Source organism: Flavobacterium sp. AK-301 (assembly GCF_058310215.1).
Map to the genome: position 1 here is coordinate 113,772 of NZ_JBZEES010000008.1, position 23,843 is coordinate 137,614.

General features: G+C 32.4%; 15 protein-coding genes. 13 read left to right on the plus strand and 2 right to left on the minus strand.

Features of this window, described 5'->3' with window-relative positions; genetic code table 11:
* Nucleotides 1-391: 391 nt before the first annotated feature.
* The 3 genes from ileS (at nt 392) to AC4FQX_RS11625 (ending at nt 4,934) form a co-directional block, all read left to right on the plus strand.
* Entirely contained in the window at nt 392-3,850 is a 3,459-nt protein-coding gene (ileS, locus tag AC4FQX_RS11615; RefSeq protein ID WP_491167869.1) for an isoleucine--tRNA ligase, read from the plus strand.
* Between the two features lie 10 nt (nt 3,851-3,860).
* Nucleotides 3,861-4,241 (plus strand): TraR/DksA family transcriptional regulator, encoded by a 381-nt coding sequence (locus AC4FQX_RS11620; protein ID WP_491167870.1) that lies wholly within the window; start codon nt 3,861-3,863, stop codon nt 4,239-4,241.
* A gap of 93 nt (nt 4,242-4,334) precedes the next feature.
* Nucleotides 4,335-4,934: a lipoprotein signal peptidase gene (locus AC4FQX_RS11625; protein WP_491167871.1), complete on the plus strand. Its 600-nt coding sequence runs from the start codon at nt 4,335-4,337 to the stop codon at nt 4,932-4,934.
* A 127-nt stretch (nt 4,935-5,061) separates the two neighbouring features.
* Here the strand turns inward: AC4FQX_RS11625 and AC4FQX_RS11630 are convergent, their stop codons facing one another.
* Nucleotides 5,062-5,628, minus strand: coding sequence for a 5-formyltetrahydrofolate cyclo-ligase (locus AC4FQX_RS11630; protein ID WP_491167872.1), 567 nt, complete (start codon nt 5,626-5,628; stop codon nt 5,062-5,064).
* Nucleotides 5,625-6,596: a succinylglutamate desuccinylase/aspartoacylase family protein gene (locus AC4FQX_RS11635; protein ID WP_491167873.1), complete on the minus strand. Its 972-nt coding sequence runs from the start codon at nt 6,594-6,596 to the stop codon at nt 5,625-5,627. Before AC4FQX_RS11635 ends, AC4FQX_RS11630 begins: the two co-directional genes overlap by 4 nt.
* Nucleotides 6,597-7,024: 428 nt before the next feature.
* On the opposite strand from AC4FQX_RS11635, the gene uvrC reads away from it, so the two are divergent.
* From uvrC to AC4FQX_RS11685, 10 genes are all read left to right on the plus strand, one after another.
* Nucleotides 7,025-8,821, plus strand: a complete 1,797-nt coding sequence (gene uvrC / locus AC4FQX_RS11640) for an excinuclease ABC subunit UvrC (protein WP_491167874.1) — start codon at nt 7,025-7,027, stop codon at nt 8,819-8,821.
* Nucleotides 8,822-8,829: 8 nt separating this feature from the next.
* Nucleotides 8,830-11,058 (plus strand): patatin-like phospholipase family protein, encoded by a 2,229-nt coding sequence (locus AC4FQX_RS11645; RefSeq protein ID WP_491167875.1) that lies wholly within the window; start codon nt 8,830-8,832, stop codon nt 11,056-11,058.
* A gap of 106 nt (nt 11,059-11,164) precedes the next feature.
* On the plus strand, nt 11,165-12,802 hold the full coding sequence (locus AC4FQX_RS11650) for an amino acid permease (RefSeq protein WP_491167876.1): 1,638 nt from the start codon (nt 11,165-11,167) through the stop codon (nt 12,800-12,802).
* A 205-nt stretch (nt 12,803-13,007) separates the two neighbouring features.
* Nucleotides 13,008-14,168 (plus strand): homogentisate 1,2-dioxygenase, encoded by a 1,161-nt coding sequence (locus AC4FQX_RS11655; RefSeq protein ID WP_491167877.1) that lies wholly within the window; start codon nt 13,008-13,010, stop codon nt 14,166-14,168.
* Nucleotides 14,169-14,323: 155 nt separating this feature from the next.
* The gene (hppD, locus tag AC4FQX_RS11660; RefSeq protein ID WP_491167878.1) at nt 14,324-15,463 is read left to right on the plus strand and encodes a 4-hydroxyphenylpyruvate dioxygenase; all 1,140 of its coding nucleotides are present in this window, start codon (nt 14,324-14,326) and stop codon (nt 15,461-15,463) included.
* Nucleotides 15,464-15,759: 296 nt separating this feature from the next.
* Complete coding sequence (locus tag AC4FQX_RS11665; RefSeq protein WP_491167879.1) at nt 15,760-16,530, plus strand: DUF3108 domain-containing protein; 771 nt, start codon at nt 15,760-15,762, stop codon at nt 16,528-16,530.
* 7 nt (nt 16,531-16,537) lie between these two features.
* Nucleotides 16,538-17,476 carry a tryptophan 2,3-dioxygenase family protein gene (locus tag AC4FQX_RS11670; RefSeq protein ID WP_491167880.1) on the plus strand — a complete coding sequence of 313 codons (939 nt, stop codon included), beginning with the start codon at nt 16,538-16,540 and terminating at the stop codon, nt 17,474-17,476.
* Between the two features lie 20 nt (nt 17,477-17,496).
* Nucleotides 17,497-18,726 carry a M23 family metallopeptidase gene (locus AC4FQX_RS11675; RefSeq protein ID WP_491167881.1) on the plus strand — a complete coding sequence of 410 codons (1,230 nt, stop codon included), beginning with the start codon at nt 17,497-17,499 and terminating at the stop codon, nt 18,724-18,726.
* Nucleotide 18,727: 1 nt separating this feature from the next.
* Nucleotides 18,728-20,371: a glucose-6-phosphate isomerase gene (pgi, locus tag AC4FQX_RS11680; RefSeq protein WP_491167882.1), complete on the plus strand. Its 1,644-nt coding sequence runs from the start codon at nt 18,728-18,730 to the stop codon at nt 20,369-20,371.
* Nucleotides 20,372-20,638: 267 nt separating this feature from the next.
* Nucleotides 20,639-23,416 carry a TonB-dependent receptor gene (locus AC4FQX_RS11685; RefSeq protein ID WP_491167883.1) on the plus strand — a complete coding sequence of 926 codons (2,778 nt, stop codon included), beginning with the start codon at nt 20,639-20,641 and terminating at the stop codon, nt 23,414-23,416.
* The last annotated feature ends 427 nt before the right edge of the window (nt 23,417-23,843 follow it).

Genomic DNA, 23,843 nt, shown 5'->3' on the forward strand with positions numbered 1-23,843 from the left:
CAGGATGATCTGATTAAAGGAGAAGTTCTTGAATCCATTCGACAGAACCACCATAATATTTAAGAACAGATTGAATTAATTTTTCCTATAGCAGATAAATTTCTCTGTTTAGTTTGGTGTGTTGAAAAGTGATGATCTTAAGAGATGGTAAGTGAGAATAAACTGCCCATTGCTGTTGATTTTATCAGAAATCATACTTTTCTTTTTTCAAACTTTAATAAAACATCAATAATTCTTTCTTAAAAATTATTTTAAAAATTAAAAATTGGTTTTTGGTTACTGAAAATTGAGACTGCATTCTGAAAACTTTATACTCTCTTTCTTTCTCTTTTTTTTCTATCATTAATTTTAAAATTCTTATTTTCGCAAATTGATTTTAGAAAACGATAAAATGAGTAAGAAATTTACTGAGTACAAAGGACTTGACTTGCCAAATGTAGCTAATGAAGTACTTGAATTTTGGAAAAAAGAAAACATCTTTGAAAAAAGTATAACTTCTCGTGAAGGAAACCAGCCCTTTGTGTTTTTTGAAGGACCACCTTCAGCAAACGGACTACCAGGTATTCATCACGTAATGGCTCGTGCCATTAAAGACATTTTTTGTCGTTATAAAACCCAGAAAGGATATCAGGTAAAGCGTAAAGCAGGGTGGGATACCCACGGATTACCCGTAGAGCTCGGTACCGAAAAAGAATTAGGTATTACAAAAGAAGATATTGGTAAAAAAATAAGCATTGAAGAATATAACGAAGCCTGTAAAAATACAGTAATGCGTTATACAGATGTATGGAATGACCTGACAGAAAAAATGGGATACTGGGTAGATATGGAAGATCCGTATATTACTTATAAACCAAAATACATGGAAACGGTATGGTGGCTTTTAAAACAGATGTATAACAAAGATCTGATGTATAAAGGATATACCATTCAGCCGTATTCTCCAAAGGCAGGGACAGGTTTAAGTTCACATGAAGTGAATCAGCCGGGAAGTTACAGAGATGTTACAGACACGACCGTAGTAGCACAATTTAAAGTAGTAGATGAAGATGTAGAACGGTTGTTATCCAGATTTTATAATTATATCACTTCAAAAAACCTGAAACATTATAAATTTGAAGTTTTAGATTTAGATGAGATTTTCTTTTTGGCATGGACAACAACTCCATGGACATTACCATCCAATACAGCATTAACAGTAGGTCCGAGGATTGATTATGTTTTAGTAAAAACATTCAATCAGTATACATTCGAGCCTATCAGCGTAATACTGGCAAAACCATTAATAAGCAGTCAGTTTTCAGGAAAATATTTTGAGATAGAAAACGAAAGTGATTTAGAGAATTATAAACCAGATGATAAGAAAATTCCATATATTGTTCTTGCCGAGATAAAAGGAGCAGATTTAGTAGGTATAAAATACGAACAGTTGTTGCCATATGTATTACCGTATCAGAATCCTGAAAATGCTTTCCGTGTAATTGCAGGTGATTTCGTTACTACAGAAGACGGAACAGGAATAGTACATACCGCACCTACCTTTGGAGCAGATGATGCTAAAGTAGCTAAAGAAGCAGTTCCCGAAATTCCTCCGATGCTGGTTTTAGACGAAGCAGGTAATCCGGAACCATTAGTAGACTTACAAGGTAGGTTTATAAAAGGATTAGGTAGTCTGTCTGAAAAATATGTGAAGAATGAATATTATAATGAAAACGAAGCACCGGAAAGATCAGTTGATGTTGAAATTGTAATTGATCTGAAAGAAAAGAATAGAGCTTTCAAAGTAGAAAAATATGTACACAGTTATCCACATTGCTGGAGAACAGACAAACCTATTTTGTATTATCCGTTAGATTCATGGTTTATTAAAGTTACAGATTTCAAAGATCGTATGTTCGATTTAAATGAAACGATTAATTGGAAGCCAAAAGCAACAGGAGAAGGACGTTTCGGGAACTGGCTGAAAAACGCCAATGATTGGAATCTATCAAGATCAAGATACTGGGGAATTCCGTTACCGATTTGGAGAACAGAAGATAAAACAGAAGAAATTTTAATAGGTTCCGTTGAAGAGCTATACAATGAAATTGAAAAATCAATCCGTGCAGGTTTCCAGAAAGAAAACCCTTTCAAAGGTTTTGAGATTGGAAATATGAGCGAAGAGAACTATGATCTGATTGATCTGCATAAAAATGTAGTAGATGAAATTGTTTTAGTTTCTCCATCCGGTAAAGAAATGAAAAGAGAGAGCGACCTAATTGATGTTTGGTTTGATTCAGGTGCAATGCCTTATGCCCAATGGCATTATCCTTTTGAAAATAAAGACCTTGTTGATCAAAATAAAGCATTTCCTGCAGATTTTATTGCTGAAGGAGTAGACCAGACTCGTGGATGGTTTTATACTTTACATGCTATAGCAACATCAGTTTTTGATACTGTAGCATATAAGAATGTAGTTTCAAACGGACTAGTTCTGGATAAAAACGGACAAAAAATGTCCAAACGTTTAGGTAATGCCGTAGATCCCTTTACAACTTTAGAAGAATACGGTCCTGATGCCACTCGTTGGTATATGATCTCCAATGCTAACCCATGGGATAATCTTAAGTTTGATCTCGAAGGAATTGCAGAAGTACGCAGAAAGTTTTTCGGAACATTATATAATACCTATTCATTTTTTAGTTTATACGCTAATATTGATAAATTTTCGTTTACAGAAGAACAGATTCCTTTACAACAGAGACCCGAAATCGACCGTTGGATATTATCAGAGCTGAATACGCTGATTAAAGAAGTAGATCAGTTATATGAAGATTATGAACCTACAAGAGCAGCTAGAGCAATCTCTGATTTTGTTCAGGAAAATCTAAGTAACTGGTATGTCCGTCTATGTAGAAGACGTTTCTGGAAAGGAGAATACGAAACAGATAAAATTGCTGCCTATCAGACATTATATACCTGTTTAGTCACTGTAGCAAAATTAAGTGCTCCCATAGCCCCGTTCTTTATGGATAAGATTTATAAAGATCTGACTACTCCAACAGGTGTTGAGGCTTTTGAATCAGTACATTTAGCATCATTTCCGGTATATGACGAAAATTGTGTCGATAAAAAATTAGAAAGTAAGATGGAAAAAGCACAAACGATTTCCTCTTTAGTTTTATCACTTCGTAAAAAAGAAATGATAAAAGTACGTCAGCCATTACAAAAAATTATGATCCCTGTTTCCGATGAGAATCAGAGAAAAGAGATCGAAGCAGTTTCCGATTTGATAAAAGCAGAAGTGAATGTTAAAGAAATTGTTCTTTTAGACGATGCTTCAGGTGTGTTGGTGAAGCAAATAAAGCCTAATTTTAAAACCTTAGGACCTCGTTTTGGTAAAGATATGGGGTTGATTTCTAAAGAGATAGGTATTTTTTCTCAAGAACAGATAAGTAAATTAGAGAAAGAAGGAAATATAAGCATTGTTATATCAGGGAAAAGTGTTAATTTAACATCGGGAGACGTAGAAATAACATCTCAGGATATTGAAGGATGGTTAGTTGCAAATTCAGGAACTATTACTGTAGCTTTAGATATTACAATAACTGAAGAGTTGCAAAAAGAAGGTATTGCAAGAGAACTTATAAACAGAATACAAAATCTTAGAAAAGATTCCGGATTCGAAGTAACAGATAAGATTAAAGTTTTTGTTCAGAGAAACGGTATCCTTGAAGAAGCAATAAAAAGTAATGAAGAATATATTAAAACAGAAACATTAACAGAAGAATTAATAATAAAAGATACTATCAGCGATGGTACCCCTATAGAATTTGACGAGATAAAAACTGTATTATTAATTTCAAAATAATGTATTTATTATGGTGGATGAAAAAGTAAGATACTCAGATGCTGATTTAGCAGAGTTTAAGGAAATCATCAATAAGAAAATTGAGAAAGCGAAGGCAGATCTGGATTTAATCAAAAGTGCCTACATGAATGATTTGAATAACGGAACAGATGATACGTCTCCCACATTCAAGGCTTTTGAAGAAGGAAGTGAAACAATGTCCAAAGAAGCAAATTCACAATTGGCAACAAGACAGGAAAAATTTATTCGTGATCTGAAAAATGCCCTGATCCGTATCGAAAATAAAACATACGGAGTCTGTAAAGTCACAGGAAAATTAATCGGAAAAGAAAGATTAAAACTAGTGCCACATGCTACAATGAGTATTGAAGCAAAGAATTTACAAAAATAAAAGTTAATTTTTTTAAATAAATCGAAACGCTCCTCTAAGGGGCGTTTTTTTCTAATTATATTATTTACTTTTGCGTAAATTAAATTTATAACAATGTCATTAAAGAAAGCATGCCTGATAATTTCCATTATTTTAATAGTAGATCAGATATCTAAAATATATATTAAAACCCATTTTACTCTAGGTGAAGAAGTACATGTTTTTAATTGGTTTAAAATATTATTTATTGAAAATGAAGGAATGGCATGGGGGGCAAAAATACCTGGATCCTATGGTAAATTGTTTTTAACTCTTTTTAGATTAGTAGCCGTAACCGGAATAGGATACTGGTTATATGATTCCGTTAAAAAGAAAAGTTCCGGTTTCCTGATTGTGGCAATTGCAATGATTTTTGCAGGTGCTTTAGGAAATATTATTGATTCTGTTTTTTATGGCATTATATTTAATGACAGTTATGGACAAGTTGCCACATTATTTGCAGAAACCCCCTACGGTACTGTTTTTCACGGTAAAGTAGTAGATATGCTGTATTTTCCTTTATGGCAAGGTAATTTACCAGAATGGTTGCCTATATGGGGAGGAAAGTTCTTTACCTTTTTTGAGCCGATATTTAACGTTGCAGACGTAGCGATCAGTTCAGGTGTAGGTGTGTTAATCGTTTTTAACAAAAGAGCCTTTAAAAACAGTAAATAACACTTGTTGTTGATAGTTTGTAAGAGGCGAAATGTTTTTTGTAGCCCGATCACGTTAAGACTTTTGACATTGGACTCTTTTTAACTCCGTTTAATTTTGAACCTCTGTAACTTTGAGTCTCAGTAACCTAAACAAAATAATAGGTTTTTTGTGGAGTAATACAGTAATCTAATCGTATATCACTGTCAGAAACATCATCTATCTGTTCTTCCGCTTCAAAGAAAGATAGTCCGATTTTAATAGTATCGAAGTTGCATTCAGATAAGAATTTATCATAGAAACCTTTACCATATCCAATACGATTTCCTTTTTTGTCAAAAGCCAGAAGAGGAACAAAAACAACCTCTATCTTTTTTGAAGGAACCTCAATTCCATCAACTGGTTCAGGGATGTTATATCCATTTTTTTTGATTCTGGTATTATCTGTTAGTAGATAATTTATCATTGATCGGGTTTCAAAATCACTTTTTGAGATGACAACCTCCTTGTCTTTACCCGCCAGAATCTGTAAGATGAATTCAGTATCAATTTCTTTATATTCAGTTATCGAAAGGAACAGATGATAATACGTTTTATCCCAAATATTCAGTTTTAAAAGAGAATTAGCAATTGCAAGACTATTCTCTTCAATAAATAAATCCGTTAAGTCGTTTCTAAAAGCTTTATATTTTATTCTGAGTTCTTTTTTTGTCATGATTGTTTAGTAGATATATGATAGATGGCATCCCCCTGAAATACGATTGAAGTATGATTGGCATTAATAATATAACCTGAATTAGGAGCTTTTATTTTTAATTCAAATTTTCCAAACGGATCCGTAATAACAGCTAGAACCTGCCCTTTCTCTACAAAGTTTCCTGCCTCAGTTAAATGATGAAATAATCCTGAATTTTTTGCCCGTACCCAGTTTGATTTTTCGATATAGATTGTTTCCTTATCAGTAGAAGTTGTTTTTATTTTATCAGATAACATATCAAAAGATTTTAGAACCCTTTTTACCCCCTCAACAGCTTCATTTGTTATAGTTGCATTGATATCTAACGATTTCCCTCCTTCAAACAATAACATTTTAACCCCCGCTTTATCACAAGAATTTCGAAAGGATTTCGGGATATTTTTAGAACATAATGTAAAAGGAGCCTGAAAAATATCAGCTAATTTTTTCAATTCAGGATTATTAGGGGCAATTCGGATCTGAGAAGCATTAAAACGACTGGCACCTCCAGAATGAAAATCAATACAATAATCTACATTTGGAATGATCTCTTTCATCAGATAGTAAGCAAACCTACTCGCAAGAGAACCATTTTTGCTGCCCGGAAAAACACGATTCAGATCACGTCCATCCGGAAATTCACGTTCCTGATTTACAAAGCCAAAAATATTAATGATCGGAATGCAGATGATTGTACCACACTTTGGTTTATTTATTTTTTGAGAAATAATCTGTCTTACAATTTCAGTTCCATTAATTTCATCACCATGAAGACCCGCAGAAAAAAGAAAAACAGGACCTGCTATAAGAGAACGTTCAATTATAATAGGAATCTTTAATTTAGTCATAGTGTGTAATTTAGCAATTTCCATGTTAATAGTTTTGCTTTCTCCAGGAGTGATTGTTTCCCCCAGAATAGTGAGGTCTTTGTTTTTAAGTTTGGTCATCTTTATAAGAAAAAGATAAAAATAGATAAATAATAGTTATTATGCTATTTAGCTTTTAGAATTACTAAAAAAGAGCAAAAGTATAGTCATATAACTTCCCCTCCAAAGGAAGGGATATCCAAAGGGCGGGGTGGTCTTTTAGTGGAGAGAATAGATTTTTTGTAAAATATAAAGTAGCTAAGTAATAACCAAGAACAAAAGTAAGCCCTGAAAGGGTTTAATCTAAAGATTGCAATTAATAAGTTATTTCTAATTTTAGATTTAGTAATATCAAATTTGTAAATTTGAGAATAATTTTAGGAAGGAGTAAATAAAAAAGTTCAGATGGAGAATATTCAGAAGGTAGGAGCATTAAAAGAACAATTGGATAAATTACGTCCAATTGATAAAGAACAAGAAAATAAGAAATAGATAATTAACAATTTCAAATGAATATTCCTTCTTTAGAAATTCAGATTCAGACCTTACCCGATAGTCCCGGGGTTTATCAATATTATGATAAAGACGATAAGATTTTGTATGTAGGCAAAGCTAAAAATTTAAAAAAGAGAGTAGCCTCCTATTTTAATAAAGTACACGATACCGCTAAAACCAATGTTTTAGTAAAAAAAATAGTTTCGATAAAACACATTGTTGTTCCTACTGAAACAGACGCCCTTTTATTAGAGAATAATTTAATTAAAAAATTACAGCCCAGATATAATGTTCTATTAAAAGATGATAAAACCTATCCCTGGATCTGTATAAAAAACGAACCTTTTTCCCGAATTTTTCCTACCAGAAATATGATTAAGGACGGATCAGAATATTTTGGTCCCTATACAAGTTTTAAAACCGTAAACACATTATTAGAATTAATCAAAGAGCTTTATCCTCTGCGGAATTGTAATTATGATCTCAGTCCATCAAATATTAAAACCGGTAAGTTTAAAGTCTGTCTGGAATATCATATTGGGAATTGTAAAGGACCCTGCGAAGGATTACAGTCTCTGGAAGAGTATCAGAATAATATAAATGCGATAAGAGAGATTCTTAAAGGTAATTTCAAAGAATCATTAAAAGAGTTTAGAAAACTGATGAATCATCTGGCTTCAGAGATGCTTTTTGAAGAAGCGCAGAAAATAAAAGAAAAGATAGATGTCTTGGAGAATTATCAGTCAAAATCAACAATTTTAAATCCTAAGATTACCAATATAGATGTTTTCTCCATTATTTCTGATGAGAGTTCAGCCTATGTCAATTTCTTACAGATTTCCCATGGAGCAATTATTCGTTCCCATACATTAGAGATTAAGAAAAAACTAGATGAAAGCGACGAAGAATTACTCAAATTAGCGATAGTAGAATTAAGGCAGCGATTTAATCTTATTACAAAAGAGATTGTCGTACCTTTCAAGATGGATTTAGGTGAAAATCTAAAAATAACAGTTCCTCAGTTAGGAGATAAAAAACAGATACTGGATTTATCGATTCGTAATGCAAAATTCTATCGAATCGATCAGTTAAAACAGATCAAGATTGTAGATCCTGATCGTCACGTCAACCGTATTATGGCTCAAATGCAAAAAGATCTGCGTCTTTCCGCAGAACCGAGACATATAGAATGTTTTGATAACTCGAATATACAAGGGACAAATCCGGTAGCTGCCTGCGTTGTTTTTAAAGACGGAAAACCAAGTAAAAAAGAATATCGTCATTTTAACATAAAAACAGTAGAAGGACCTAATGATTTTGCTTCCATGGAAGAGGTTGTTTACAGGCGTTATAAGAGGCTGTTAGATGAAAATCAACCTTTACCTCAGCTCATTATTATTGACGGAGGAAAGGGGCAGCTGTCTTCCGCTTTAAAAAGTATGGATGATCTGGGTTTAAGAGGTAAAATAGCAATTATAGGTATAGCGAAAAGATTAGAAGAATTGTTTTATCCCGGAGATTCAGTTCCTCTTTATTTAGATAAAAAATCAGAAACATTGAAAATAATTCAGCAGTTAAGAAACGAAGCACACCGTTTTGGGATTACTTTTCATAGAGATAAACGCAGTAAAGCAGCAATACAAACTTCTATTGAGACTATTCCCGGAATAGGAGAAAAGACAATGGTTACTCTTTTAAAATATTTTAAATCCGTAAAAAGAATAGCAGAAGCTTCAGAAGAGGAGCTTTCTGCTATTGTAGGTGTTTCAAAAGCAAAAAAAATTTCAGACTTTTACAAAATAACACCATGATATTATTTATGAAAAACAACACCCTTATACTCTGTTTATTATTCGTATTCTCTATAGCATTTTCACAAGAACAAAAGAAGAATCCAAAAGTGGGACTAGTTCTAAGTGGAGGTGGAGCAAAAGGTTTGGCACATATTGGAGTACTGAAAGTGATTGAAGAAGCAGGTGTTCAAATTGATTATATCGGAGGAACAAGTATGGGAGCCATTATTGGAGGATTATATGCATCAGGATATTCGGCAAATCAGATAGATTCTATTTTTCAGGTTACTGATTTTGAAAAAATAATTCAGGATAATTTACCTCGTTCCGTAAAATCGTTTTATGAAAAAGAAAATGATGAACGATATGCTCTTACATTACCGTTTAATAATTTTAAAATTGGAATTCCTCTTGCATTATCAAAAGGACAGAATGTTTATAATTTACTGAACAGACTTACTTACAGAGTAAATGATATAAACGACTTTAATAAATTTCCGATACCCTTTTTGTGTATTGCGACAGATGTTGAAACAGGTGAACAGGTTGTACTCAATAAAGGGTATTTACCGCAGGCTATAAAAGCAAGTGGTGCTTTTCCTTCTTTATTTAGCCCCGTAGAAATAGACGGAAAGATTTTAATAGACGGAGGAGTCGTTAATAATTATCCGCTGGATGAGATTAAAGCATTAGGAGCAGACATAATAATAGGGGTAGATGTTCAGGATGACCTTAAAACAAAAGAAACAATGTCTTCTGCCGCAAGTGTAGTAATGCAGATTATTAATTTCCAGATGTATCAGGGGATGGATATAAAAGCAAAAGCAACAGATATTTATATAAAACCGAACATAAAAGGATATAATGTGATTTCTTTTAATTCAGGTGAGCAGATTATAAAAAATGGTGAAGAAGCAGCCCGGGTTTTCAAAGATCAGTTAGTGCAATTAGGAAATTCACAGATTAAAGAAAAAAGAACATTTACTCATCAGCCAAAGAATGAACTTTGTATTCACCAGATCATTATAAAAGGAAGTGAAAATTATTCCAGAGCTTATATTTTAGGAAAAATGCGTCTGAGTTCTAATCAAACCGTTTCATTCAAAGACTTGGACGATGGTCTCAATAGTTTAAATGCAACTCAGAACTTTAAAAAGATAGATTATCAGTTATTCAAAACAGAACAAGGAGAAAATCTGATACTGGACCTGACAGAAAATAAAATAAAAACATTTTTAAAATTAGGAGCTCATTATGATGGATTATATAAAACAGCCGCTTTAATAAACCTGACAAAGAAAAATTTATTGTTTGATAATGATGTTGCCTCATTAGATCTTATACTTGGAGATAATCTGAGATATAATTTAGATTATTATATTGATAATGGTTTTTACTGGAGTTTTGGTTTTAATTCTAGATTCAATCGATTTAAAGCTGATTTTCCTGTTTTCGGAGAAGAAATTCCCGGACGGGTTACTGACCTGAATAAGGTAAGTATCAGACATTCTGATTTTACAAACCAGATATATCTTCAGACAATCTTCAGACAGGTTTTTTTAGTTGGAGCAGGATTACAGCATAAATTTTTAAAAGTAGAAACAGAAACTTTTAATATAAACGAAGGAAGCGGAGGGTCTATTTTTGAAAATAATAATTATTTAAGTTCCTATGCTTATTTAAGATATGATACCTATGATAATAAATATTTTCCATATAGAGGAATTTCTTTTAACGGTAATTTTCAATGGTATTTATTGTCCTCTGAAAAAGGAAATTTGTTTTCCGAAAAGTTCAGCAAGTTTTCAATAGTACAGGGAGATTTTGGAATCGCGCAGTCTCTTTTCAAAAACGTTGTTTTCCGCCTTAAGACAGAAGGAGGATTCTCTCTTGGAGACAGTCCGCAGGTATTAGATTTTTTTCTCGGAGGATATGGATTTAATGCCATTAATAATTTCAAAAGTTTTTATGGATATGATTATCTGAATTTAAAAGGAAATAGCTATATCAAAGGAACCATAGGTATAGATTATGAAATCATAAAAAATAATCATCTGAATTTTTATGCTAATTATGCTAATATTGGATATAATATTTATGATAACGTAGAAGAATGGTTCTCATCCCCCGATTATTCTGGTTACGCTGTAGGTTATGGACTGGAAACATTGCTAGGCCCTGTAGAAGTAAAGTACTCTTGGTCTCCTGAAATAAAGAGTAGTTTCTGGTTGTTTACTGTTGGGTTTTGGTTTTAAATTAAGATTTTCGTATTGTTTCGGTATATTGCTCTAGATTTTATGTTGTGTTTTTGTAAAAAAACTATATATTTGGAATCTACTTAAAACTAATACAATAAGGAATATGTCTATTTGGAGAAGAAAACCATTATCACAATTACTCGAAGAAGCTTCGGATACAGAAAAAGGATTAAAAAAAACACTTACAGCTCCGAGTTTAGTTGCTTTAGGGGTTGGTGTTGTTATCGGAGCAGGATTATTTTCCGTAACCGGTTTAGCTGCGGCTACTAATGCTGGTCCATCTATTACAATATCATTTTTGGTTGCAGCGATAGGCTGTGTTTTTGCCGGATTGTGTTATGCTGAATTTGCATCTATGATTCCTGTTGCAGGAAGTGCTTATACCTATTCTTTTGCTACAATGGGAGAATTCATTGCCTGGATTATCGGTTGGGATCTTGTTCTGGAGTATGCTGTTGGAGCCGCTACCGTTTCGATTAGTTGGTCCAGATATCTGATAAAGTTTCTAGATAGTTATGGAATTCATCTTGACCAAGCCTATACTCATTCTCCTTTTGAAGGTGGAATTATAAATATACCCGCAGTACTTATTGTTATGATAATGTCGCTGATTTTAATTAAAGGAACAAGAGAGTCTGCTTTTGTAAATGGCATCATAGTAGTGATTAAAGTTTCTGTTGTTTTAGTTTTTATTGCTTTAGGATGGGAATTCGTTAAACCTGAGAATTTAGTACCATATGTTCCGGAAAATACAGGAACCTTTGGTGAGTTTGGTTTTTCCGGGATTATTAGAGCAGCAGCCATTGTTTTTTTCGCCTACGTTGGTTTTGATGCCGTTTCTACAGCAGCGCAAGAAACAAAGAATCCTAAAAGAGATATGCCGATAGGTATCTTGTTATCACTAGGGATTTGTACCGTTTTGTATATATTATTTGCACATGTTTTAACAGGAGTAGTTAATTATGAAGCTTTTAGAGGTGCCGATGGCATTGCTCCTGTAGCAATTGCTATTGAGTCTATGGGATATGCTGATGCTTCGGGAGTTATAGTGCCTGCCTATCCGTGGTTGAATAAAGCCATTATTGTTGCTATTCTGTTAGGATATTGTTCCGTTATAATGGTATTGTTAATGGGACAAAGTCGTGTGTTCTTTTCAATGAGTAAAGATGGTCTTTTACCAAAAGTCTTTTCAGAAGTACATTCTAAATTCAGAACACCTGCAAAGAATAATTTATTATTCATGTTGTTAGTAAGTATTTTTGCCGCTTTTGTTCCGGCAAGAGTAGTAGGAGAAATGACAAGTATTGGAACCTTATTTGCTTTTATATTAGTATGTCTGGGCGTGTTAGTTATGCGTAAAAAAATGCCGGATGCACCAAGAGCATTTAGAACCCCGTTAGTGCCTTTAGTGCCGATTTTAGGTGTTTTGGTTTGTTTATTTATGATGGTATTCCTTCCTTTAGACACATGGATTCGTTTAATCGTTTGGATGATGATTGGATTTGATTTATATCTTTTCTACGGAATGAAACACAGCAAATTGAATAAAGGGAATTTTGGAAAAAACAGTTATAAAACAGTTGCGATTTCAGGTATAGCAATGGTGATTGTCCTTATTATAGTAGCAATAATTCATCATGCAACCCCGGGAATTGACGATAAGTATTTGTATTATTTTTCATTAATATTTTCAGCTATTCATGCCATTATTTATAGCGTTAGTTTTTTTAAGAATAAATAAAGAATAATAAATATTTATACAACTTAAAAACGTTGATTAACCCCAGGGTTAATCAACGTTTTTTGTTTTTTAGATTATACTTATATCTTTTATTTAAAAGTATTATTATTCAAAGTGTTTTTTTGGTTTAATATATTTAGTAATAATAAATTTAATAGAATAAATTTTTACGATATTTGTATATGTAATTTAAAAATATACAATAATGCCGTTTTACCATCACTTAGGAAAGATTCCACCTAAAAGGCATACTGTTTTCAGAAAGCCAAATGGTGATTTGTATTATGAACAGCTCTTTGGAACCATTGGTTTTGAAGGGATGTATTCTAATATGTACCACGAACAGAGACCGACACAAGTAAAAAAAATAATTAAACAATATAGTGTTGCCCCTAAGATTGCTAAAAACAATAACATTCAGTCTTATAGATTAAGAGGGTTTCAGATACTTCCCGAAGCAGATTATTTAGACAGTCGAAAAGCAGTCCTGACAAATAGTGATTGTACAATACTGTTAGCAGCACCCAAAGAATCTACAAAAGATTATTTTTATAAAAATACAGATGCAGATGAGCTATTATTTATTCACAGAGGAACGGGGAAATTAAGAACTGTACTTGGTAATCTGGATTTTAAATATGGTGATTATTTAGTTATTCCTCGTGGTACAATTTATAAGATAGATTTTGATACAACCGATAACCGATTATTTATTGTTGAATCCCGAAGACCGATTTATACACCAAAACGGTATAGAAACTGGTTTGGGCAGTTATTAGAAAGCTCCCCCTATTGCGAACGGGATATAAGACGACCTTATGAATTGGAAACCAATAATGAAAAAGGAGATTTTCTTATAAAGGTTAAAAAACAGAATGATATATTTGAAATGATCTATGCTACCCATCCTTTCGATGTGGTGGGATATGACGGGTTTAATTATCCATATGCTTTTTCAATACATAATTTTGAACCTATAACAGGCAGAATTCATCAACCGCCGCCAGTACATCAAACTTTTGAAACAGATGCTTTTGTAGTTTGTTCCTTTGTGCCAAGATTATATGATTATCATCCTGATTCTATTCCAGCTCCTTACAATCATAGTAATATTGACAGTGATGAGGTTCTCTATTATGTTGATGGTGATTTTATGAGTAGAAACGATATTGAAGCAGGACATATTTCACTACATCCGGCAGGAATCCCTCACGGACCGCATCCCGGTGCTGTAGAAAGAAGTATTGGTAAAAAGGAAACACAGGAATTAGCCGTTATGGTTGATACATTCAAGCCTTTACAGTTAACAGAAGAAGCTGTGAAAATTGCAGATGAGCAATATTATCAGTCCTGGTTAGATAAGTAATTTAACAATATTTATATGCTAAATTATAGAGTAGATATAACAAGTCATTTAAGAGCGATGTGGTGAGTCTTTGTTTTTGAATCAGAATCAGAAGGTTATTTAAATTTCTGATATTCGATAGATTTTATATACTAACTATTAAACAGAATAATATAATGGCAACAGATAAATCATCATTACAATTAGAGAAAATTATTGAAGGAGCAGAAGACTTTTTACCTCTTCTGGGGACAGATTATATAGAAATGTATGTAGGAAATGCAAAGCAGGCGGCTTATTATTATCAGTCTGCCTGGGGATTTCAGCCGGTGGCCTATGCTGGTTTAGAGACAGGAATGAAAGACAGGGTTTCTTATGTTTTACAACAAGAAAAAATAAGATTGGTTTTGACCTCTCCTTTACAGGGAGAAGGAGAGATTAACAAACATATTGAAGCACATGGCGATGGCGTAAAAACAATTGCGCTTTGGGTAGATGATGCTGCAAAAAGCTATCAGGAAACCATTAAAAGAGGTGCGAAAAGTTATATGGAACCTAAAACCATCAAAGATGCTGATGGAGAAGTTGTTCTTTCCGGAATTCATACCTATGGAGAAACCATTCATATTTTTGTCGAAAGAAAAAATTATAAAGGAGCTTTTATGCCTGGTTATAAAAAATGGGATCCCGGTTTTAAACCAAATGCAGCAGGACTTAAATATGTAGATCATATTGTAGGTAATGTAGGGTGGAATGAAATGAACAAATGGTGTGAATTCTATGCTAATGTTATGGGATTTGCCCAGTTAGTTTCTTTTGATGATTCAGATATTTCCACAGACTATACCGCTTTGATGAGTAAAGTGATGAGTAATGGTAACGGAAGAATTAAATTTCCGATCAATGAACCCGCAGAAGGAAAAAAGAAATCACAAATAGAAGAGTATATTGATTTTTATAATGGTGCAGGTGTTCAGCATATTGCAGTAGCTACAAATAATATTGTAGAAACAGTAAAAGAACTGAAGTCACGCGGAGTAGAGTTTTTATATGTTCCAGAAACCTATTACGATGATGTTTTAGAAAGAGTAGGGAAAATAGACGAAGATTTGGCACCATTAAAAGAATTGGGTATTTTAATTGACAGAGATGATGAAGGGTATTTACTGCAGCTTTTCACTAAGCCAGTTTTAGACAGACCAACTTTGTTTTTTGAAATTATTCAGAGAAAAGGAGCAACTTCTTTCGGAAAAGGGAACTTTAAAGCTCTTTTTGAGGCAATTGAGCGAGAACAAGAATTGAGAGGAACTTTATAAAAATATTGTTTTTTTAAATTATCAATAACAAATGAGTTTTTTTCCAACCATTTTTTATTAAAAAGGTGTTAAAGTTTATTTTTTTCTAGTAAAACTAAAAACATTTAATACCTTTGCACTCGCAAAAGAGGAAAGAGTTGGTTTACTTGATTACTTTTTGCGAGTTTTCATAATTTATAGTTTTTTGGTTGGTTAATAGCATAAAAACTCAGTCATTTTTTGATTGAGTTTTTTTGTTTTTTTATTTTGGAATAAAAATTGTATTATTATATTCTAAAACCCCTAAATTGCTTATTATGAAAAATACGATATATTTTTTTCTTTTAATTTCAGCAATAAATTTACACGCACAGACCACAGGAGCTTTTACTACGGGTGAATGGTTCAAATTTAGAATTCATTATGGTTTGGTAAATGCCGGTTTTGCAACACTTGAAGTAAAGGAAGGAGTTAAAAATAATAAGAAAGTATATCATGTTGTGGGAAATGGTTATACAACAGGAGTTACAAAAGTGTTTTTCAAAGTAAATGATGATTATCAGAGTTATTTTGATAAAACGACCGGTAAACCGTATCAATATGTCAGAAAGATTGATGAAGGTGGTTATAGAAAAGATCAGGAAGGATTTTTTAATTACACTAATAATACCATTTTCGTAAAAGATTATAAAAATAATACTGAAAAGACTATTGCTATACCGGAAAATGTTCAGGATATTGTTTCTTCTTTTTATTATTTAAGAAATCACCCTAACATTAATAAACTAAAAGTCGGAGAGTCGGTCATTATTGACATGTTTTTTGATGATGAAACCTTCAAGTTTAAGTTAAAATATATTGGTAAAGAAGATATAAAAACTAAATTTGGAAAAATTTCCACTTTGATATTCAGACCCTATGTACAAGCTGGACGTGTTTTTAAAGAAAAAGAAAGTCTAACTGTTTGGATATCAAATGATGAAAATAAATTGCCGATTAGAATAAAAGCTAGTTTAGCAGTAGGTTCGCTAAAAGCAGATTTAGAGGAATATAAAGGATTAAAACATCCATTTACCAAAAGAGATTAATTAAAATATGGATTTTACCTCGGATTTAAAAGAAAAGTTTGAACAGTTAGAAGATAAATTTCGATCAATTGATCAGAAGACAGAGACCCATTTAGAAGGACTGCTCTGGTCTAAGCCGATTACATATTGGGATTATATTCAGACAGATGCCCTTTTAAGTCTGCAAAATCAAAGAACAACTTTACCAGATGAGATGGTTTTTATTATGTACCATCAGGTAAATGAACTCCTTTTTAAAATGATTTTGTGGGAAATAGATCAGTTGTCCCATACAGAGAATCCTTCAATTGTATATTTTACTGAAAAATTAAGACGAATTAGTCGTTATTTTGATATGCTTACCACCTCTTTCAATATCATGGAAAATGGTATGGAAGTAGAGCAGTATATGAAATTTCGTAATACACTTACCCCGGCAAGTGGGTTTCAGAGTGCTCAGTATCGATTAATTGAATTCTGTTCTACAGATCTGATTAATTTAATAGATCACCGATACAGAGATACGATTGATAGAAATACTCCCTTAGAGCATGCTTTAGAGCATTTATACTGGCAAGCAGCAGGAAAAGATTATCATACAGGTAAAAAATCATATCTGATCTTAGAATTTGAAAAAAAATATAAAAAGCTATTCCTGGGGTATATGGAGGAGTATAATACGATCAATCTATGGCAGAAGTTTAAAGAATTGCCAGAAGAAGATCAGTTGGATAAAGATTTGATCAAAGCAATGCGTCATTATGATCATACTGTAAATATTACATGGGTAATGGGACATTATAATGCTGCTAAAAAATATATTGACAGCGGAAAAGGAAATGGAGAAGCCACAGGCGGTAGCGACTGGAAAAAATATATGCATCCAAAATACCAGAGAAGAATATTTTTTCCTGAATTGTGGACAGATGCCGAGTTGGATTCATGGGGAGAAGAAAGAAATGTTTAATTAGGATAAAAGTTTAAAAGTTGAAGTACACAGTTATAGCCATGATGTTGTTTTTTACAATAGTGTCATGTAATAAAAAGGAGAATGAAATAGTTGATGAAAACATAGAAGAAGCTGTTTTGGTAGAGGAGTTTGGTTTTGTTTTAAATGATTACGATGTTGTAAGAGATACCATTCGTAAAGGAGATACATTTGGAAAACTTTTATTTAATTCAAATATTGATAATTCAAGAGCACACCAAATAACAGAAAAAGTAAAAGATTCTTTTGATATAAGAATAATTAAAGTAGGAAAACCCTATACAATGCTTAGGTCTAAAGATTCATTACACCAGTTAAAAGTTTTTATTTATCAGCCCGATAATATTAATTACAGCGTTATTGACTTAAGAGATTCTATAGTTGCCTATAGAAATAAAAAACCAATTTCAGTTAAAAGAAGAACAATAGTTGCCGAAATTAATTCCTCTTTATCTCAGGCTCTTAGTGATGAAGGAGTAGATTATGCATTAGCACATGATTTATCACAGATATACGCATGGTCTGTCGATTTCTTTAAGATTCAAAAAGGAGATAAGTTTGCAGTTACATTTAGTGAAAAATATATCAGTGATACATTATATGCAGGAGTAGATAATATAGAAGCTTCTTTTTTTGAACATAAAGGGAAATATATATATGCATTCCCTTTTATACAGGATACAACTACCGGGAAAATAGATTATTATGATGAACAAGGGAAAGCTCTTAAAAATTTATTTTTAAAAGCCCCATTAAAATTTAGCCGAATTACTTCTAAATTTTCTCCTCGTCGTTTTCATCCGGTACAACAAAGATGGAAAGCACACAAAGGAACTGATTATGCAGCACCACAGGGGACACCCATTATGACTACTGCCTCAGGCATTGTAGAAAGAACAGGATATACCGCAGGAAATGGTAATTATGTTAAAGTAAAACATAATAAAACCTATTCTACCCAGTATTTACATATGTCTAAAATTTTAGTAAAACAAGGACAAAGAGTAAGACAAGGAGATATTATTGGTAAAGTTGGAAGTACAGGATTAGCAACAGGACCACATGTTTGTTATCGTTTTTGGAAAAACGGAGAACAAATAGATCCGTTGACCCATAAAACACCTAATTCCGAACCGATGAATCCAAAAAATAAGCCTAGGTTTTTAAAATATATGACCCCGCTTAAAATAGAATTGGACAGTATAGCAGGAATTAAATCCAAAGAATAATATGGCATTAAATACAATTAATCCAACAGGAACAGTTGCGTGGCAAAAGCTTCGTGAGCATTTTGAGAAACTACAATATGTTTCGATGAAAGAAATGTTTATTAAAGATACTACAAGAGCAGAAAAGTTTAATATTCAGTGGAATGATTTTTTAATTGATTATTCTAAGAATATTATTAATAAAGAAACAATCGATCTTTTATTAGAATTAGCAAATGAAGTAGAATTAAAAGATGCTGTTGCTAAATATTTCAAAGGAGATACTATTAATCAGACAGAAAACAGAGCCGTACTGCATACCGCTTTACGTTCTCCGGAAACAGCCCATATTACCATTAATGAAGAAAATGTAATTCCGGAGATTTTTGAAGTAAAAAATAAGATCAAAGTTTTTACAAATGAGATATTTAATGGAGAGAGAAGAGGTTTTACAGGAAAGACGTTTACAGATGTAGTAAACATTGGTATTGGAGGGTCTGATTTAGGACCTAATATGGTTGTAGAAGCATTACAGTTCTATAAAAGTCATTTGAATCTTCATTTTATTTCAAACGTAGACGGAGATCATGTGATGGAAACAATAAAGTATTTAGATCCCGAAACAACTTTGTTTGTTATTGTATCAAAAACGTTTACAACACAGGAAACACTTTCAAATGCTGAAACGATTAGAAACTGGTTTTTAAAAACAGCAACTAAAAAAGATGTAGCCAAACATTTCGTTGCCGTTTCCACTAATATTGAAAAAGTAAAAGATTTTGGTATAGATGAAAATAATATTTTCCCTATGTGGGACTGGGTTGGAGGGAGATTCTCTCTTTGGAGCGCAGTAGGTTTATCCATTAGTCTCGGAATAGGGTTTAATAATTTTGATAAATTATTAAAAGGAGCAAATGAAATGGATGAACATTTCAGAACAGTCGATTTTGATAAAAATATTCCTGTGATTTTGGCAATGCTGAGTATCTGGTATAATAATTTTTTTGGTGCAGAAAGTGAAGCTCTGATTCCTTATACACAATATCTACAGAAGTTAGCTCCTTATTTACAACAAGGAATAATGGAAAGTAATGGGAAAAGTGTTGGCAGAGATGGTAATCCTGTAAATTATCAGACAGGAACAATCATTTGGGGTGAGCCCGGAACGAATTCACAACATGCTTTCTTTCAGTTAATTCATCAGGGAACAAAATTAATACCTACAGATTTTATCGGTTTTGTAAAACCTCTTTACGGAAATCAGGATCATCACGATAAGCTGATGTCTAATTTTTTCGCACAAACAGAAGCTTTATTAAACGGAAAAACATCAGAGCAGGTTATTACTGAATTTGAGAAAATGAATATAGATAAAGAAAAAGCAGCATTTTTACTGCCTTTTAAAATATTTCCAGGTAATAAACCAACCAATACAATTCTGATCGAGAAATTAACACCTAGGTCATTAGGGTCATTAATTGCTTTATATGAACATAAAATTTTTGTACAAGGAGTTATATGGAATGTTTTTAGTTACGATCAGTGGGGTGTTGAATTAGGGAAGCAGTTAGCAACATCGATACTAGATGAAATCACTTCAAAAAAAGTGAAACAACACGATAGTTCAACCCAACTTTTGTTGGAGTATTTTTTAAGTAGAAAATAAATTATAGTATAAAATTAATTTCAAAAAGCCTCATTCTTTAAAATAGAATGAGGCTTTTTTATTTCGATAAATATGCTAAAAAGTGTTTCTGTTTTGTTTTTGTAAGCTGAATCAAATGTTAAATTAAATGAGTTATGTTACAGATGTTTAAGTTTTAATATGTTAAAACCATTAACAAAAAATTAAGCTAAATTATATTAACGTTAACTTAACATTGTAAATAAAAAAATATCAGATTTTTGCAGAAAATTAAAACACAACAACAAAATGAAAAACATGAAAAATTGGTTATTCTCAGGGCTACTGTTTTTGGTGGTTTCAACCGTATTTTCTCAAGGAAAAATTACAGGTATTATTATCGATTCAGATATGAATGCCCCTCTTCCAGGAGCTAATGTTATGATTAAAGGAACATCTATCGGAACATCTACGGATTTTGAAGGTAAATTTTCTATTAATGCAACCACCTCTTCAGGAGAATTGGTTTTTTCTTTTTTAGGTTATGATAATAAAATAGTTTCTTTCCAGGCAAAAGATGGTAAAGCAACTAATCTAGGTAAGATTATTTTAATTTCAAATTCAAATTTGTTAGATGATGTTGTTATTACAGGTGTTACTGATATTGCAAAAGACAGAAAAACACCAGTAGCTGTTTCTACTATTAAAGCAGCAGAAATTCAGGAGAAATTAGGAAATCAGGAATTTCCGGAAATGTTGAGTAATACACCTTCAGTATATGTAACGAAATCAGGAGGTGGATTTGGAGATTCAAAAATTAATATTCGAGGTTTCGATCAGAGAAATATTGCTGTAATGGTTAATGGTATGCCTATCAATGATATGGAAACCAGTTCTGTGTATTGGAGTAATTGGGCAGGAGTGTCTGATATGGCTACAGCAATGCAAGTACAAAGAGGTCTGGGATCTTCAAAATTAGCTATTTCTTCCGTAGGTGGAACAATTAATATTGTTACAAGAACTTCTGACATGAAAGAAGGAGGTACGATTTCGGCAGGTACAGGAAATGACCAGTTTACAAAATATCTTGCATCTTATTCAACCGGTAAATTAGAAAACGGATTTTCTGCTTCTGTTTTATTTAGTAGAACAGCGGGTGATGGTTATGTGAACGCAACGAAATTTGAAAGTTATAATTATTATGTAGGATTAGGATACGAAATAAATGAAAAACATAATCTTCAGTTTACTTTTACAGGTGCCCCACAATGGCATAATCAAAGATCCACCGCTTCAAAAATTAGTGAGTATATAAAATATGGTTCAAATGGAGAACCGGATGTTAAATACAATAGCGATGCAGCATATATAAATGGAAAAGAATTTGGGTTAAGAAGTAACTATTATCATAAACCCATAATGTCTTTAAACTGGGATTGGAAAATTAATGAAACAACTAAATTGTCTTCTGTATTTTATGCTTCCTGGGGTCGTGGAGGAGGAGCAAATGGAACAGGAGCAATAAGAGGTAAAAGATATTATGATGCTGGTTTAAAAACTGCAGATGGCATAGTAGATATGGATAAGATCCTGGCATATAATTCAGGTCAGCAAGTAGATTTAAACGGAGTGCCGGTTACAAGAAATCAAGTAGGCGGACAGTATCAGAACAGTTCTAGTTCCAGTAATAATGCAACAAATGGGATTTCTCAAATATCATCCATTAATTCACATAACTGGTATGGTAGTGTAATTAATTTAAATAAAAAAATAACTGAAAATCTTACCTTAGATTTTGGAGTGGATTTAAGGACCTATAAAGGGATTCACTACCAGAATGTAAATAATCTTTTTGGAGGAAATGTTTTTTCTGACAATGTAGATGTTAATAATCCAAACAGATTATTATATAATACTTACTCTATTAAACCTTCTGCAAATCCATTTCAAAATGTTAGTAATCAAGAAAAAGTAGGGTATAATAATGATGGAGTGGTACACTGGTATGGTGGTTTCACTCAGTTAGAATACTCCAATGATAATTTAACCGTTTTTGTTCAGGGAGCTCTTTCAAATCAAGCGTTCCAAAGAATAGATCATTTTAAATATTTAAGTAGTGATCCATTATCAAAAACAAGTTTTGAGAATATTTTAGGAGGTAATGTAAAAGGAGGAGCTAACTATAATATTGACGAACATCATAATGTGTTTGTGAATGCGGGGTACTATTCAAAACAACCTTTCTTTAATGCAGTATATCCTAATAATGCATCTATTGTAAATAAAAACCTTACAAATGAGAAAGTCGTGGGATTAGAAGTTGGATATGGTTTCCGTTCTCAAAAATTTAGCGCCAATGTTAACCTATACAAAACAACATGGCAAGATCGTTTTCTTAGAAGTGGTACTTTAACAATCCCTGACCCGGCTGATCCAACTAAAACAGTAAGAGGTTACGCTTTTATGGAAGGTGTAAAACAAGACCATATGGGAGCAGAATTGGATTTTACCTATAGACCATTAGATAAGTTAACTTTTAACGGAATGTTCTCTTTAGGGAAATGGGAGTATGGTAACTCAGTGGTTAAATCATCTTATTTTGATGAAAATAATATAGAGTTGATCGATCCTTCTACCGGACAACAAAAGGTTACTTATCAAAATATAAAAGGATTAAAAGTGGGAGAAAGTGCTCAGATGACAGCAGCTATTGGTGCAACATATGAGGTGTTTACAAGATTTAAAGTAGATGCAAATTATAGATTTATTGATAAACTGTACGCAAGTCTTGATCCAAGTAAATTTACATCACAAGCAGTTGTAGATCAGGGAGCTTTAGAATTACCTTCTTATGGGTTAGTAGATGCAGGTGTTTCTTATAAGCTCCTTTTAGGAGAACACAGTAAAAGTTCTTTGAATTTTAGATTTAATATGAATAATGTTTTCGATAGAGTATATATTGCCGAATCAAGAACAAATATTCAGGCTACTGATTCATCAGTACTATATAAAGGAGTTGATGTTAACAATGAGGTGTATTTTGGTTTTGGTAGAACATGGAATATGACTGTTTCATACAATTTCTAAAAAGATATCATACATTATAGTATAGATAAGAAGGAGGCCATAAAGCCTCCTTTTTTATTTCTTCTCAATTCTTTAATTCCTCAAGGCTTTCTCCGTTTAGGTAATTAGCTTTTAATAGGTTTGAGGTTTAGTCTGTAGTTTTAGAGTGGCTATGTTTGTTAAAACGGTTCTTCTGTAGGAGAAGATTACGTTTGAGACTTGAATAAGATTTCGTCTATCTTTAATAAATTTAGTGTAATAGCAAAAAAATAAGTTTTGTTTCCCATTTCAGTATCTTCATTTTACTTTAAATATTGTTTGTTTTTCAATTTTTAAGGTTTTTTCTTGTGGATTTTTAATTTTCTTTATCATATAAGTATTTGTATTTGTGTCTTTTAAAAAAAAGAACAAAAATAGTTTAAAAAAAGTCTTGCGCAAGTGAAAAAAG

Bases quoted from the DNA above. Each gene is read 5' to 3' on its own strand.
- pgi (WP_491167882.1), top strand. From the start codon at position 18,728: ATGGCATTAAATACAATTAATCCAACAGGAACAGTTGCGTGGCAAAAG.
- AC4FQX_RS11625 (WP_491167871.1), top strand. From the start codon at position 4,335: ATGTCATTAAAGAAAGCATGCCTGATAATTTCCATTATTTTAATAGTA.
- AC4FQX_RS11620 (WP_491167870.1), top strand. From the start codon at position 3,861: ATGGTGGATGAAAAAGTAAGATACTCAGATGCTGATTTAGCAGAGTTT.
- ileS (WP_491167869.1), top strand. From the start codon at position 392: ATGAGTAAGAAATTTACTGAGTACAAAGGACTTGACTTGCCAAATGTA.
- AC4FQX_RS11670 (WP_491167880.1), top strand. From the start codon at position 16,538: ATGGATTTTACCTCGGATTTAAAAGAAAAGTTTGAACAGTTAGAAGAT.
- uvrC (WP_491167874.1), top strand. From the start codon at position 7,025: ATGAATATTCCTTCTTTAGAAATTCAGATTCAGACCTTACCCGATAGT.
- AC4FQX_RS11645 (WP_491167875.1), top strand. From the start codon at position 8,830: ATGAAAAACAACACCCTTATACTCTGTTTATTATTCGTATTCTCTATA.
- AC4FQX_RS11665 (WP_491167879.1), top strand. From the start codon at position 15,760: ATGAAAAATACGATATATTTTTTTCTTTTAATTTCAGCAATAAATTTA.
- AC4FQX_RS11655 (WP_491167877.1), top strand. From the start codon at position 13,008: ATGCCGTTTTACCATCACTTAGGAAAGATTCCACCTAAAAGGCATACT.
- AC4FQX_RS11635 (WP_491167873.1), bottom strand. From the start codon at position 6,596: ATGACCAAACTTAAAAACAAAGACCTCACTATTCTGGGGGAAACAATC.
- AC4FQX_RS11650 (WP_491167876.1), top strand. From the start codon at position 11,165: ATGTCTATTTGGAGAAGAAAACCATTATCACAATTACTCGAAGAAGCT.
- AC4FQX_RS11630 (WP_491167872.1), bottom strand. From the start codon at position 5,628: ATGACAAAAAAAGAACTCAGAATAAAATATAAAGCTTTTAGAAACGAC.
- hppD (WP_491167878.1), top strand. From the start codon at position 14,324: ATGGCAACAGATAAATCATCATTACAATTAGAGAAAATTATTGAAGGA.
- AC4FQX_RS11685 (WP_491167883.1), top strand. From the start codon at position 20,639: ATGAAAAACATGAAAAATTGGTTATTCTCAGGGCTACTGTTTTTGGTG.